General features: G+C 62.9%; 10 protein-coding genes and 1 pseudogene. 2 read left to right on the top strand and 9 right to left on the bottom strand.

Annotation, left to right across the window (positions count from 1 at the left end):
• Positions 1-31: 31 nt before the first annotated feature.
• The 3 genes from AC3WLE_RS06625 to AC3WLE_RS06615 form a co-directional block, all read right to left on the bottom strand.
• Complete coding sequence (locus AC3WLE_RS06625; RefSeq protein WP_492355932.1) at positions 32-979, bottom strand: tripartite tricarboxylate transporter substrate binding protein; 948 nt, start codon at positions 977-979, stop codon at positions 32-34.
• A 144-nt stretch (positions 980-1,123) separates the two neighbouring features.
• Entirely contained in the window at positions 1,124-2,080 is a 957-nt protein-coding gene (locus AC3WLE_RS06620; RefSeq protein ID WP_492355933.1) for a hydroxymethylglutaryl-CoA lyase, read from the bottom strand.
• On the bottom strand, positions 2,077-3,288 hold the full coding sequence (locus tag AC3WLE_RS06615; RefSeq protein WP_492350830.1) for a CaiB/BaiF CoA transferase family protein: 1,212 nt from the start codon (positions 3,286-3,288) through the stop codon (positions 2,077-2,079). The genes AC3WLE_RS06620 and AC3WLE_RS06615 overlap by 4 nt, the downstream gene beginning before the upstream one ends.
• A 227-nt stretch (positions 3,289-3,515) precedes the next feature.
• Here AC3WLE_RS06615 and prpR point away from each other — a divergent pair, with 227 nt between their 5' ends.
• Complete coding sequence (gene prpR, locus AC3WLE_RS06610) at positions 3,516-5,579, top strand: propionate catabolism operon regulatory protein PrpR (protein ID WP_492355934.1); 2,064 nt, start codon at positions 3,516-3,518, stop codon at positions 5,577-5,579.
• A 166-nt stretch (positions 5,580-5,745) separates the two neighbouring features.
• Positions 5,746-6,772, top strand: a pseudogene (locus AC3WLE_RS06605) (IS30 family transposase).
• A gap of 52 nt (positions 6,773-6,824) precedes the next feature.
• Here AC3WLE_RS06605 and AC3WLE_RS06600 read toward each other — a convergent pair.
• The 6 genes from AC3WLE_RS06600 to AC3WLE_RS06575 all read right to left on the bottom strand — a co-directional run bounded on the left by AC3WLE_RS06600 (position 6,825) and on the right by AC3WLE_RS06575 (position 13,583).
• Positions 6,825-8,060, bottom strand: a complete 1,236-nt coding sequence (locus AC3WLE_RS06600; protein ID WP_492318264.1) for an adenylate/guanylate cyclase domain-containing protein — start codon at positions 8,058-8,060, stop codon at positions 6,825-6,827.
• A gap of 258 nt (positions 8,061-8,318) precedes the next feature.
• The gene (locus AC3WLE_RS06595; RefSeq protein ID WP_492350828.1) at positions 8,319-9,098 is read right to left on the bottom strand and encodes a cyclase family protein; all 780 of its coding nucleotides are present in this window, start codon (positions 9,096-9,098) and stop codon (positions 8,319-8,321) included.
• Between the two features lie 27 nt (positions 9,099-9,125).
• The gene (locus AC3WLE_RS06590) at positions 9,126-10,724 is read right to left on the bottom strand and encodes a phytoene desaturase family protein (RefSeq protein WP_492355935.1); all 1,599 of its coding nucleotides are present in this window, start codon (positions 10,722-10,724) and stop codon (positions 9,126-9,128) included.
• Between the two features lie 99 nt (positions 10,725-10,823).
• Positions 10,824-11,348 (bottom strand): flavin reductase family protein, encoded by a 525-nt coding sequence (locus AC3WLE_RS06585; RefSeq protein WP_492355936.1) that lies wholly within the window; start codon positions 11,346-11,348, stop codon positions 10,824-10,826.
• A 76-nt stretch (positions 11,349-11,424) separates the two neighbouring features.
• Positions 11,425-12,714, bottom strand: coding sequence for a styrene monooxygenase/indole monooxygenase family protein (locus AC3WLE_RS06580; protein ID WP_492355937.1), 1,290 nt, complete (start codon positions 12,712-12,714; stop codon positions 11,425-11,427).
• Positions 12,715-12,794: 80 nt separating this feature from the next.
• Entirely contained in the window at positions 12,795-13,583 is a 789-nt protein-coding gene (locus tag AC3WLE_RS06575) for an SDR family oxidoreductase (RefSeq protein ID WP_492318269.1), read from the bottom strand.
• Positions 13,584-13,644: the final 61 nt, after the last annotated feature.

Genomic DNA, 13,644 nt, shown 5'->3' with positions numbered 1-13,644 from the left:
GCAAGATACGCGGGGCGGCCCGGCGACGCCGCTATTCAGGCTGGATGCCGCCGCGCCTGGCCACGCCCGCCCACTTCTGGGTTTCCTTGCCGAGGAACGCGCGAAACTCCGCTGGCGGCGTCAGCACGATGGTAGCCCCCTGGTCCTTCATCTGCTTGGCGAGCGCCGGATCCTGCGTCACCTGCTGCAGGTCGTGATGGATCTGCTCCACGATGGCTGCCTGCATGCCCGCCGGCCCGAACAGGCCGTACCAGTTCAGCGATTCCACGCCGTCGAGTCCCGCCTCCTTGAACGTCATGGCATCCGGGAAGAGGGCCATACGCTGGTCTGCCGCCACGCCGATCACACGCAGATTGCCACTCTGCACGTGAGGCAGCGCTGTGAGTACGCTGGTAAAACCGGCACCGACGTGGCCACCGATGACATCGACCATGATCTGCGCGCCACCCTTGTACGACACCGGAATGGTCTTGAGATTGCCGGCCTGGCGCAGCAGCTCGCCGGTCAGCCGCGTTTGCCCTTCGGAATAGCCGATGCCGAGCGGTTGGCTGCGGGCGGTGCTGACCAGATCGGTCAGCGACTTCGCGGGGTTGGACTTCGACACGACCAGCACCATCGGCGAGATGGCGAGCCGCGTGATGGGGGAAAAGCCGCGTACGGTGTCGTAGGGCAGCTTCTTCATCAGCACGGGATTGATCGCGTGCGAACCCACCACCATCAGGAGCGTATAGCCATCCGGAGCAGACTTGTACACGTGGCCGGAGCCGATCACGCCATTGGCACCGGGCCGGTTTTCCACAATGACAGACTGCCCCCAGCGCTCGGAAAGCTTCTGCGCAACGAGCCGGCTGACGATGTCGGTGCCGCCACCGGGCGCATAAGGCACCACCAGCGTGACGGGTTTTTCCGGCCACTTGGCCAGGGCGTGCCCGGAAGCCAGTGCTGCCGCGGTACAGGCCATGGCGCCCATTACGCGCATGGCGCGCAGTGCGCCACGAATCGAGCGAACATTCCACATCGTGTGTCTCCTCCATTTATGTCTTGTCTGTCCGGATGCGCGCCGGCATCCGTGTCGGCATCGCGTGCCGTCCTGGGCGGACTGTCTGGTTGCAACGTTGCCCGGTCAGGCCGCCACGCGCTGGCGCTCGCGCTGTCTGCGCAGCCACACACTGGAGCGACCGCCGAGCGCGCGGCCCAGCAGCGATTCGGCGTAGGCCACCGCGTCGAGCAGCCCGTCGAGCGAAATCCCGGTGCTGAAGCCACATTGGCCGGCCATCAGCACCAGATCCTCGGTAGCCAGGTTGCCCGCCGCGCCGGGCGCGAACGGACAACCGCCAATGCCGCCCACGCTGGCGTCGAAGCGCCGCACGCCGGCTTCCAGCGCGGCCCATGCATTGGCCGCACCCAGGCCCCGCGTGTCATGCAGATGGATCGCCAGCGTGTCGGGGTCGAGCGCTTGCGCCAGGGCCGACATGCGGGTCTTGACCGCGGCAGGCGCGGCTGCACCGATGGTGTCCGCGATGACGATTTCCCCGGCGCCCGCATCGCGCATGCGGCAGGCCAGCCGCAGCACCGTGTCCAGATCGACCGTCCCTTCGAACGGACAGTCGAACGCAACGGCCACATAGGCGCGCGTGCGCAGGCCCAGTTCGCGCGCCCGGATCAGCGTCTGCTCGCTGACCTCGGTCGCCGCATCCAGCCCCATGTTGATGTTGCGCTGGTTCATCGTCTCGGTGGCGGACAGCACGACGGCAATCTCGGTGGCGCCCGCGGCATGGGCGCGTTCCAGCCCTTTCAGGTTCGGCACCAGCGTGGATAGTCGCAGGTCCGGGCACTGTGCCGATGCACGCCGGATCACGTCGGCCGCGTCGGCCATCTGCGGCACGGCCTTTGGCGATACGAAGCTGGTGGCTTCCACGCTGCGTATTCCCGCACGCGCAAGCAGGCGGATCAGCTCGACCTTGGCGTCGGTGGAGATGGCGACGGCCTGGTTCTGCAGCCCGTCGCGCGGCGCGACGTCGGTGATGGTGATGGCCGGGGTGTCGTCCGTCCCGCGGGCGTTGCTATGGCCGGTGCTCATGCCACCGCTCCGGCTTCGCGCAACCGCGCGACCTGTTCGTCGTCATAGCCCAGCACGTCGCGCAGCACGGAGGCCGTGTGCTCGCCCAGCGCGGGCGGGCAGGTGTACGCGGGTTCGGTCACGCCGGAAAGCTTCACCGGGTTGCCCGGCATGCGCACGGTTTCGCCGGTCTTCAGCGGCACCTCGACGATCATGTCGCGGGCCTCCACCTGCGGCTCGCGCAGTGCGTGCGCGAAGTCGTTGACGGGACCGCAGGGGATGCGGGCCTGCCGCAGGCGCGCCAGCCAATAGGCGGACGATTCGCCGCGCAATTCGTTGGCGATGATGGCGTCGATGCGTGCCTTGTCCGCATAGCGGCCGGGTTGCTTCAGGTACTCCGGCGCCCGCAGGTCGGGATGATCGATCACGCTCAGGAAGCGCTCGAAGAACGCGTCGCCAATGCAGGCGATGATGATGTGGCCGTCGCTGGTGGGGTAGGTGTTGTACGGCACGTGCACGAAGTGGCTGTTGCCGATGCGCTCCGGCACCAGGCCGGACATCAGGTGCATCGTCGCCATGTAGTTCAGCAGCGAGATCTGGGCGTCCAGCATCGAGATGTCCACGTGCTTGCCAACGCCGGTCTGCTCGCGCGCGGCCAGCGCCGCCAGCACGCCGATGGCACCGAACACGCCGCCGCCCAGGTCGCCGACCGGAATGCCGCTGCGTACCGGCGGGCCGTCGGCCATGCCGGTGATCGACATGCCGCCGCCCATGGCCTGCACCACCTGGTCGAACGCCGGCTGCTGGCGGTCCGGCCCGGTCTGGCCGAAGCCTGTGACGGAGCACGTGATGATGCGCGGGTTGACCTTGCTCAGCGATGCGTGGTCGATGCCGAGCCGCTCCGTCACGCCCGCGCTGAAATTGTCGAAGACCACGTCGGCATTGCGCACGAGATCCAGGAAGACCGCCCGGCCCGCCTCGGACTTCAGGTCCACGCACACGCTTTGCTTGTTGCGGTTCAGCGTCAGGAAGTACGCGCCCATGCCGTCGCGGGCGTAGTCCTCGCTCTCGGCGAGCAGCTTGCGCGTGCCTTCCCCGGTGCCGGGAGGTTCGACCTTGATCGTGCGCGCGCCCAGGTCGGCGAGCAGCATGGTGCCGTACGGGCCCGAGAGCATATGGGTCAGGTCCAGCACGGTGATGTGTCCGAGCGCCTGCATTGATTCCTCCATGGTTCGTTCGTCTGATGGTGTCAGCGCAATGGGTGTGCCAGCCCGTGCAGGCGCTTGCAAGTGCTTGATTTCCATGGGGCAGAGGGCTTTCGGATGACAAATCCCCGGTTTCATGAAACACTCATGCAACGTCCGTGAAACAACGGTGAGACGCTCGTGCAACGCACACGAGACGAATGAAGGCGCCCGGCACTGCACTGCAGCCGCCCGGGCCGGCGAGGAGCCCCATGCGCAGCACCCTTCCCGAACGCGGCAGCCGGCCGCGCATCTGCTTCATCAGCTACAGGCACCTGAGCCGCTTTGCCATGGCGGTACTGGACGAGTTTGCCGATCGCGCGACGATCGAGGTGGTCAATGGCTCGTTCGAGGCCGCGCTGGACGCCGCCCATGACCGCCTGCGCGATGGGGCGACCGACGTCTTCGTCAGCGCCGGCGCGAACGCCACGATCCTGCGCAACGCGCTCGACGCGCCGGTTGCCACCATCAAGCTCAGCGGCTTCGACATCCTGCTGGCGCTCTACAACGCGCGGCGCATCTCCAGCCGGGTTGGTGTGGTCATGTATGGCGAATGCATCCCAGAACTGGACGCCATCCGCGAACTGCTCAATATCGAGATTGCCCAGTACGCATACCGCACGCCGGACGAGGCGCGTCAGTGCTTCGAGCTGCTGGCGCGCGACGGCTATGAAGTAGTGGTGGGTTCCAGCATCGTCGTGGAACTGGCCGAGCAGTACGGCATCCATGGGCGCCTGGCCTATTCGATCAATGCGGTCCGGCAGGGGATTGAAGACGCCATCGAGCTGGCGCGCGTGGCCCGGCTGGAAGCCGGCCGCTATGACCAGCTCAATGGCGTGCTGCATAACCTGCAGGAAGCCGTGCTGGCAGTGGATCGGGACAATCGCGTGATTGCCGTCAATCCACCCATGGAAGTGCTGCTTGGCCGCGCCAAGAATCGGATGATCGGCCAGCATCTGGAAGACATCGAGCCGGCGCTGTCCCTGCAATCCACGCTGGCCAGCGGCGTGCAGGAGCGGGGCAGCGTGTTCCGCTTCGCGCAGCGCGACTGGATCGTCAATCGCACCCCGATCCGCGAGCATGGCGATACGGTCGGCGCGGCCATCACGCTGTACGACTCGCGAAACATCCAGGATGCGGACGCCAGCCTGCGCAGCCAGCAGCGCCGGCATCCGCGCAACGCACGCAACCGCTTCGACAACCTGATCGGCGCCAGCCCAGCCTTTACCCGCGCCTGCGCAACGGCGCGGCGCTTTGCCAGGACGGACCTCACGGTGCTGCTGGCCGGCGAGAGCGGGGTGGGCAAGGAGCAGTTCGCGCAGGCCATCCACAATGAAAGCAAGCGCGCCGCCAAGCCCTTCGTGGCGATCAACTGCGCCGCATTTCCGGAGGCGCTGCTGGAGAGCGAGCTGTTCGGCTATGACGAAGGGGCCTTCACCGGCTCGCGCCGGGGCGGCAAGCGCGGGCTATTCGAATCGGCCCATACCGGCACGCTGTTTCTCGACGAGATTGGTGACATGCCGGTCTCGCTGCAGACCCGCCTGCTGCGCGTGTTGCAGGAGCGCGAGATCCTGCGTCTGGGCGGCGCAATTCCGATTCCGGTCGACGTACGGATCATCGCGGCGACGCACCAGCCGCTGCCGCAACTGATTGCCGCGCGGCAGTTCCGTCAGGATCTCTATTACCGCATCAACACGCTGCAACTGGCGTTGCCGACGCTGCGCGAGCGCTCCGAGGACATCGAACTGCTTGCCACGTTCCTGTTGCGACGTTCGCTCGATCGACTGGACTCGCGCCTGGACGCACAGGCCCTTGTCGCGCGTTTGCTGCCGCGGCTCCAGGCCTATGCATGGCCCGGCAACATTCGCGAGCTGGAGAACATCTGCGAGCGAATGGCGGTGTTCTTCTCGCAATGGGAGGTCCTGCATCACATCGCATTCGACGAACTGCGTCACGATTGCCCGGAGTTGTTTGGGGGGATGGCTGAAGGCGTCAGGGCCGGCAGCCTCGGGGCGCGGCAACAGGCTGCTGCGGATGCTTCGCCACCGTTGATCGCACCGCGCGAACGTGTACTGGAGGTGCTGGCGGAATGTGGTGGCAATCGCCAGCAAGCAGCGCAACGGCTGGGCGTCAGTCGCGCGACGTTGTGGCGATGGGAGAAGGCGGCCACGGCGGCTTCCGCGATTTCGTCGGTGCATGCTTTAGCAATCGGCGCGCAGCCGGTACGCACCGAGTCCTCGCCACACGCATCTGGTACTCCAGGCCAGGAGTGCTAGCTTGGCTGCATACCGTCATAGCGGTTGCTGAACGGGACGGTGTCCGACGGCAGCTCCCGCCCATTACTGCCACAGCCTAGCTTAGCTCTAGTGGCCGAAGTCAGGTGCGGATTCAGCCGGTCGATGCAACACACTAAAGGCTTTGCGAGCCTGAGGGGTGCTGCAAATGAAGCAAAGACGGCGGATCTACTACACCGAGACCCCAAAGGCACTGATGTGGGAACGGTGGCGCAAAGGTGACACGCTTCATCAGATCGCACGATTGTTCGATCGGGGTCACTCTTCGATTCAGAGGATCTTGGCAGAGACCGGTGGTATCCAGCCAGTACAGCGAAACCGCTCCCGATTGGCGTTGACGCTTGCCGAACTAGCGGAGATCTCTCGGTCCGTGGCGGCCGGGCTCTCTGTCCGGTCGATTGCATCCCGGCTAGGACGCGCCCCGTCTACCATTAGTCGTGAGCTCAGGCGAAACGGGGGAAGCCAAGGCTATCGTGCAAACCAGGCGGACGAGCTTGCCTGGGCGCGAGCGCGCCGCCGCACGAGACGATCTATCGTAGCCTTTATGTACAGGCCCGTGGTGCGCTGAAGAAGGAGTTGCTTGAGCACCTAAGGCGCTGCCGGGTCATGCGTCACTCTCGTCTCTATTCCGCGAAGACTGACGAGCGCGGAAGAATCTGTGACACCGTTTCGATCAGTGAGCGGCCTGCAACCGTCGAAGATCGCGCGATTCCCGGCCACTGGGAAGGCGACCTGCTCTTCGGCAGCGGCAACAGCCAGATCGTCACCTTGGTCGAGCGTCGGACGAGGTTTGTGATGCTGGTGAAGGTTGCCAGCAAGGACACAGAGACTGTGGTCAACGCCTTGATCAAACATGCAGGCAAATTACCCCAGGAGCTGTACAAATCGCTGACGTGGGATCGTGGAAAAGAGATGGCCGATCACAAGCGCTTTACCGTGGCGACCGACATCCAGGTCTACTTCTGCGACCCTCAGAATCCCTGGCAACGGGGGGCTCATACGAGAACACGAACGGCCTATTGAGACAATACTTCCCGAAAGGCACGGATCTCTCCGTCTACTCGCAAGCCAAACTCAAAGCCGTCGCGAGGCGGCTCAATGAACGTCCGCGCAAGACACTCAACTTTGATACCCCGGCCGAACGATTCCATCAAAACGTTGCATCGACCGGTTGAATCCGCAGTCGACCTCGGACATTCGCTGAGTCAGGCTTGGCGACATGCCTCGCTATAGCGCCTCGCGGCGGCCAGTCAGGAACCAGGTATGCACTGCACCGACCCCCTTTGCCACGATGATGCCGCGTTCTTCGAACTGAAAGGATTCTCCCAGTCGATTGCGAGTTGCGTCGGTAACCTGAATCCGTCCAGCCAGACTATGGGACTCCATCCGACTTGCAGTGTTGACGGCATCGCCCCATAAGTCGTAAATGAATTTGCGCTTGCCGATAACGCCGGCCACGACCGATCCACTATTGATGCCAATTCGCATTCGGAGGTTATAGCCGGTGCGTCGATTGAACAGTCTGAGCGCGTCTATCATGTCCAGTGCCATGTCGGCAGCTCGGACAGCATGGTCAGAAACCGGTTCCGGTAGCCCGGCGGCTGCCATGTAAGCGTCCCCGATTGTCTTGATCTTCTCAAGTCCGCGGCGATCCGCGATGGTGTCGAATTCGGTGAAGATCTCATTGAGCACTGCGACCAGGCGCTCGGCGCTCATGCCCACCGAGAAACGGGTGAATGACACGATGTCCGCAAACAAGACCGTCACTTCCGGGAAGCTGTCGGCTATGACTTCAGGAATGCTGTTGGCTACGATTTCCGGACGTGCTTTTAGTCGTTCAGCGATCGGAGAGGGCAGCAGGTTCAAAAGCAGCCGCTCCGAAAGCGTCTGCTCGACCATGAGTCGATCGTAAAGACTCTGAAGTTCATCGCGCTGACGGCAGATGAGATCCCAACTGGCTTGAAGCTCCTCGTTTTTTCGCGCAAGCGCTGCTTCGGCGCGCTTCTTTTCCGTGATGTTGCGCCCTTCAGGCAGCAGGAACACCACCTTGCCATCCGAATCTCTAATCGGTAATAGCGAGAAGTCGACAATGATCGTCTCCTCGCCCATCTTTTGGCCGTATACCTCGAAGTCACCGCGGACAAACTCGCCTTGGCTTGCGCGCCGGATCAGCTGTTGCAAGGCGCGCTGGGTCTCCGGAGAGATGACCCACCATCTGGCCTCCCAGAATGGCATTCCGCGAATGTCATCCATTTGAATGCCGATTCCCTCGAGCGCTGCGCGATTGATCTCGAGCATCTTGCCATCGACGTCCAGCAGGCCGACGAACTGGTACATTGCGTCCAGCATGATGCCGGCAAGCTTGGCTCGCTGGGTTTGGAAGTCGTCTTGTGCGGAAAGCGTTACATCTCGCACCCGAATCTGCGGGCTGGCCAAGAACAGCTGGCGGCTAATAAGGGCCATGCTTCACCTCTTCCGCTCCGCCGCAAATTCATACAGGAGTCAGCCTGACGGGCTGGCATTCGACGGCAGGGCTTTTGCTATTGGAGCATATCTGCAACGGCGCGGCACGCCCTGACCGGCAGGCCACGTTGCCGTTCGCACCGAGGCGAATATCAGCGCCGCCTCCTCGCAGGGCTACAGAAGCACAGCACAGGGCCTCGCGGGCCTATTCCGTCAGAAAGCGGTGACCACTTAACCCGGAATTTGTCGCCGCGAATATCAACCGGGAATAAGAGCCAGGACGCGAAGCGGGCTGCCGGAACCGTCCTTGATCTTCAGCGGGGCGGCGACAATCAATGCACCCTGCGGCGGGAGTTGGTCGAGATTGGTCAGGCATTGCAGACCGTAGCGGTTGTTGCCATGCATGAGGTAATGGCACGGGAACGGCAACTCCCAGCCATAGGACTGGCCCGCGTCGGTGCCAATCGCTTCGACGCCAAATCCATGGACATCTCGCTCTGCAATCATCCACTGGACCACGCCCAGGTCAGGGCCAGGTGTGTGCATGCCGTCGTCACGCGCATTCAGGTACGCCTCGGGACTATTGCGCTTGGACCAGTCGGTGCGCATCAGGACCCAGGAGCGCGGAGGGATGCGGCCATGCCGTGCTTCCCAGGCTTTGACGGCGTCGACAGTGAGCAAGTAGTCCGGGTCTTCCTCGGCCTCGCTCGAGCAGTCGATGACGCAGGCGGTGGCGAAGAATTTTTCGGCAGGGATGGTGTCGGTCGTATTGTCCGGCAAGTCCTTGCCAGAGATCCAATGGACTGGTGCGTCGAAGTGGGTCCCGGTATGTTCGCCGCAGGAGAAGTTATTCCAGTACCAGTTCGGTCCGCGATCGTCGTAGCGCGAGATAGTCTCTTGCCGGAAGGGCCAGGTCTGGCCCAGCTCCGGAGGCAGCGAGATGGTCGGAAATTCAGAACTCAAGGTCTGCGTCAGGTCCACCACGCGGATGCGGCCGGACAGCAGATCCGCTGCAAAGTGGGCGAGGCTGTTGCTCATGGTTGTTGTCCCCTGTGGTTGCTTCACTTATGAGTTGGATTTCGCCCGTTTCTTTGCGAGCGCATTGGCGACGTGGTAACCGGAGGTACCGCCAAGACCGGGTCCTGGATGGGTCGAGGCGCCGATGTGGTGCAGATGTTTAACCGGGGTAGCGTGATCCTTGACGCCAGGGACCGGACGCCAGAACATGAACTGGTCGATGCTGCATTCGCCGGAATAGGGATCGCCGCCGACGAGGTTGACGTTCATCGACTCAAGATCCGCCGGGGACAGGACCGTACGCCCGACGACGCTCGCCTTGAGATTCGGAACCTGGCGAGCAATGCGGTCGATAATCCGGTCGGCGTAGCGCTCACGGAGCTCGGCGGTCCAGCGACCATCCGCGGGAACGGCGATCTCTCCAAGCGCATCGCCTTTGACTTGACGCGGACACTCCGGAACCTGAATCCAGAGCACCCAGCCTCCGGCCGGGCTTCTGGAAGGGTCAACAGCGCAAGGCTGGGCAACGCAAATCGTGCCTTCGGCTGGAAGCAGGCCTCGCTCTGCTTCGCTGACTGCCCTGGAGACACCGTCCAGACCCGAGGTAAGGTGCAGGTAGATGACATCGCGCAGATGTTCTTGGGGCCAGTCCGGAGGGGCGGACAGCGCCAAATGGATCTGCATGTTCCCCTTGCCGTAGCGGTACTCGGCTGCCTGCCGACGTAGGCCAGGGGGAACGTGCTCAGCGGCCAGCAGCTTTCCGTAAAGCTGGCCGGGCGTGACGTTGCAGATGATCTCCTTGCCCATGAAAACGCGGTTGTCCCGCGTCTGTACGCCGCGCGCCGAGCCGCCCTCGACCAGGATGTCCTCGACGTCGGCATTGACGTGGAAAGCACCACCCCGGCTCTCGATGACTCTGCGGAAGGCGTCGACAGTACGGGCATTGCCGCCTTGGACGATAGGCAGGCCAACCGCCTCTAGCGTGAAGGCGACGACTTTTCCCATCAATGCAGACATGGCGCTTTCCGGGCCAAGGCCTGTATGTAGTACCCAAGGCGCGAGCAGCGCCTGGACCAGGTCGGATTTGACCCGGGTCTCCAGCCAACTGCGGCAACTCATCAGGGCAGGGGAAAAGAAGGCGACGGTGTCATGCACGCCTTGTTTCCACAGGCGGCCGGCCACGGTCTTTGCAACACCGGCACTCCACAGTTCGTTGCCAAGCAGCGAGAACACCAGGCCGGCGTTTTGCTCGACCTCTTGCATGGCGGACTGAAAGGCATCACCGTCGCCGCTTGCCAGCGTATTGAATGTGCTGACATTGCGCTCACGGGACGTGCTCAGAATCAGCGAACGGTTATCAGGCAACAGTACGCCAGTGGGCGTACCGTTATTGCGGTAGCTGAGCCCTGCCTGATGAAGTTCATCCTTCAGCTCCGCGTAGCCTGGCGACGTGACAAAGAGCGGATGTGCCGTGGACAACGTGTCGTGGAGATAGCCCGGTGCATTCAGGGCCTCTGTGCGAATGCATCCGCCCAGCGTGCTATTGCGTTCCAGCACGCAGACACGCTTGCCGCGTCTGGCCAGGACGGCAGCGCAGACGAGCGAATTGATACCACTGCCGACAATGACGGCGTCATACGTACTCATTGGATGATCCCGGGGGCAAGGATAGAGAGACGGGCAAATGCGTTCGGTCGCGGTGTTGGCCAGCTTCCTTTAGACGGATTGCCGTGTGCGGTACCGGAATCAGGTCGCGGCGACGTATTCGGTGCGGATCAGCTCTGAAAGCTCCATAAGAGCGTTGGCGGTACGCGCGTAGTTGCCCTTGTAGAAGAGCAGGGATTCCCGATCCGATGTGTCAAAGTGCCGGACCTCGCCCAGGAAGATGATGTGATCGCCGCCGTCATACTGATGCGTGTTGCGGCATTGGAATACCGCCGCGCAACCTGACAGGACAGGCGAGCCATCGATGCCATCCGTGCAGGGGACTCCCGAAAACTTGCCTTCCGCGCCGCGTGCGAAGCGGTTGGAGACATGTTCCTGGTCGGCTGCCAGGACGTGGATCACGAAACTCCCGGTCTTCTGGAATGCCTCGAGGCTGTAGGACCTCTTGGCGAGGCTCCACAGCACCAGGCGAGGCTCCAGCGATACCGAGCTGAAACTATTCACGGTCACGCCCCAGGGTTCTCCGTCGGGGGTGCGCGTTGTGACGATGGTTACGCCGGTGGCAAAGCGGCCGAGGGCATTCCGAAATTCGCGAGCGTCGGTCATGGCTGTCTCCTGTCGCCTGCTCAACCGTCTCACGGTGAGCAGGCTGCTTGCTTTCGTATGGGTGGCTTTTTTTGCCTCAGGCGGCCTTGGACTGCGACGCTTCAGCGATCCAGGCCTCGGTGGCTTCCTCGTTGAACCAGTAGCTGCCATAGTCGCGCGGATCGTTGAATCCGTTGGCGATGCGCTGGGCGATGCGCGGCGCGTGCTGCGCTGTGGCCAGCAGTTTGACGATGTGGTATGGCGGCGGGAAAAGCAGGGAATTGGTCCAACGGATGACCGGTTCGGCATAGCCTTCGTAAAGGCCGTCGAAGGTCTGCTGCATCCATGCCTTATCGAAGGGCTTGTCCCCATGGCGCAGGATGGCCTCGAAATAGTGCAGGGCGCCCTTGGTGGCGTTGTTCGAGCCCTGGCCGGTGATCGGGTCGTTGACCATGACCGCGTCGCCGAGCCCCATTACAAGCCGGCCGGAAGGCAGGGGAAGGGTAGGGTTGCGCACGGTCGGGGTGACGCGTCCGCTCAGGATCCCATTGGCATCGGTGAGTCGTACATTGGCACAGCGCTCGCTTTCCCACGGCAGGTAGTCGCGCAGGATGCCCAGGCAGGTATCCAGATGCTGGTCGGCGGACTTGACGTCTGCCCAGCGGTCCATCGGGCCGCCGGGAATGGCTTCGAAGACCATGATGTCGCAGGCTTGGGTTTCGCTACTGCCCTGGGTGGTGAGCGCCGGGAAGACAAAGTACTCGCCGATGCCGGGAATCAGATTAAAGTTGACGCACTCAAACGGACCACTGCGCTGCATGCCCGTCACGTAAGCCAGTGCCAACTGACGTTGGGGATGACGAACAGGCGAGCGTGCATCATTGCGTGTCAACAGATTGACGATCTCCCCCTTGCCACCGGCCAGGAGAACAAGATCATGAGATTCGGCCAAGGCTTCAAGCTGGGGAATCTCGACATTTTCGATACGCAGAATGCCGCCACGGCTTTCGAACTCCGCCATCCAGCCTGGCATCTTTACACGTTGATCGACAGACTGGGCGTAGGCATTCAGGCGGGCGCGCCAGTGGATGGCAACTTCGCCCTTGCCGTCGTCGGTAGGGATGGTCAGGCCGATGCCGTCCACCGTGGGGCACTGCCTTTCCCATTGATTCATGCGGAAATCGCGCTCGATCTGGAGTGCTTGGTCGAAGATGCACTGGGACGACATCACTTTGCCGCTCCATACCTCGTCAGCGGTGCGGTTTGTCACCAGCGTGACCTCATAGCCTTGATCCAGCAGGCCGCAGCCGAGCAATAGTCCTGCCTGACCCGCGCCAACAATCGCAATCTTGCGCGGCGTGATCTTGTCGATGGAATGGGGGATCATGTGTCTCTCCTGTGGCATTGTCTTGTGTGCAATTCACTTCGTTCCGGCCGAACCGGGGTCGCCCGGAATCACCGGCCGGCTTATGCCGTCAGCCGGTTGATGGCTGCTTGCCGACCCTCGGGGCCGAGGGCGCCGTATCCGCCGTCACATGCATAGTCGGCGCCGGTAACAAAGGCGGAAGCATCTGACAGGAGGAAGAGAACCACTTGCGCGACTTCTTCTGGCTTGCCGAGCCGGCCGAGCGGGTGGAAATCTGCGGCGATACCGTCGGCTTTCGCCTTGTCGCCGCCGCTCAGCGCGCTGATGACGGAGGACCACGTCCAGCCCGGCGAGACCGAGTTGACTCGAATGTTGTCCGGGGCTAGATCCAATGCGGCGCTACGTGTGAATTGCTGCATCGCTGCCTTGGTAATCGGGTACAGCCAGCGCCCCGTCTGCGCCACGCCCGCGGAGATCGAGGCAAAGTTGACGACCGCACCGCCGCCGCGCTTTTTCATCTCCGGCACGCACGCCTTCAGCATCATCGCCGCGCCGACGACATTGACGTTGTAGGATTCCAGCCACTGCTCGCGTGTGGAATCGGCACCGTTATCCACGTAGGTGCAGGCACAGTTGACGAGCAGGTCGATGCCGCGGAAGGTCTCCATGGTGTCGGCGATGCAGGCAGCGATGTCGGCATCGCTGGTCACGTCCACGGCCACATAGCGGCAGCGCTCCGGATGCCGCTCGGCAACATTGCGGCCCCCTTGCTGGTCGATGTCGACGACCACGACGTTGGCGCCAGCCGAGACCAGGGCCGATACCACTGCCTCGCCAATCATCGTTGCGCCACCGGTGACAATCGCCGTCTTGCCTTCGATTCCTTGCATGTCCGTCTCCACTTGTTGTATTGCCTCGCATGTAGCCATGTGCAACCTAGTTTGGTGTAGC

Source organism: Cupriavidus sp. FW306-1B-F12B (assembly GCF_058781795.1).
This window is presented reverse-complemented; position numbering and strand designations above follow the sequence as displayed.

Excerpts from the sequence above, each read along its gene's own strand:
- AC3WLE_RS06590 (WP_492355935.1), bottom strand. The coding sequence starts at position 10,724 with ATGAGTACGTATGACGCCGTCATTGTCGGCAGTGGTATCAATTCGCTC.
- prpR (WP_492355934.1), top strand. The coding sequence starts at position 3,516 with ATGCGCAGCACCCTTCCCGAACGCGGCAGCCGGCCGCGCATCTGCTTC.
- AC3WLE_RS06620 (WP_492355933.1), bottom strand. The coding sequence starts at position 2,080 with ATGAGCACCGGCCATAGCAACGCCCGCGGGACGGACGACACCCCGGCC.
- AC3WLE_RS06580 (WP_492355937.1), bottom strand. The coding sequence starts at position 12,714 with ATGATCCCCCATTCCATCGACAAGATCACGCCGCGCAAGATTGCGATT.
- AC3WLE_RS06595 (WP_492350828.1), bottom strand. The coding sequence starts at position 9,098 with ATGAGCAACAGCCTCGCCCACTTTGCAGCGGATCTGCTGTCCGGCCGC.
- AC3WLE_RS06615 (WP_492350830.1), bottom strand. The coding sequence starts at position 3,288 with ATGGAGGAATCAATGCAGGCGCTCGGACACATCACCGTGCTGGACCTG.
- AC3WLE_RS06625 (WP_492355932.1), bottom strand. The coding sequence starts at position 979 with ATGCGCGTAATGGGCGCCATGGCCTGTACCGCGGCAGCACTGGCTTCC.
- AC3WLE_RS06575 (WP_492318269.1), bottom strand. The coding sequence starts at position 13,583 with ATGCAAGGAATCGAAGGCAAGACGGCGATTGTCACCGGTGGCGCAACG.
- AC3WLE_RS06600 (WP_492318264.1), bottom strand. The coding sequence starts at position 8,060 with ATGGCCCTTATTAGCCGCCAGCTGTTCTTGGCCAGCCCGCAGATTCGG.
- AC3WLE_RS06585 (WP_492355936.1), bottom strand. The coding sequence starts at position 11,348 with ATGACCGACGCTCGCGAATTTCGGAATGCCCTCGGCCGCTTTGCCACC.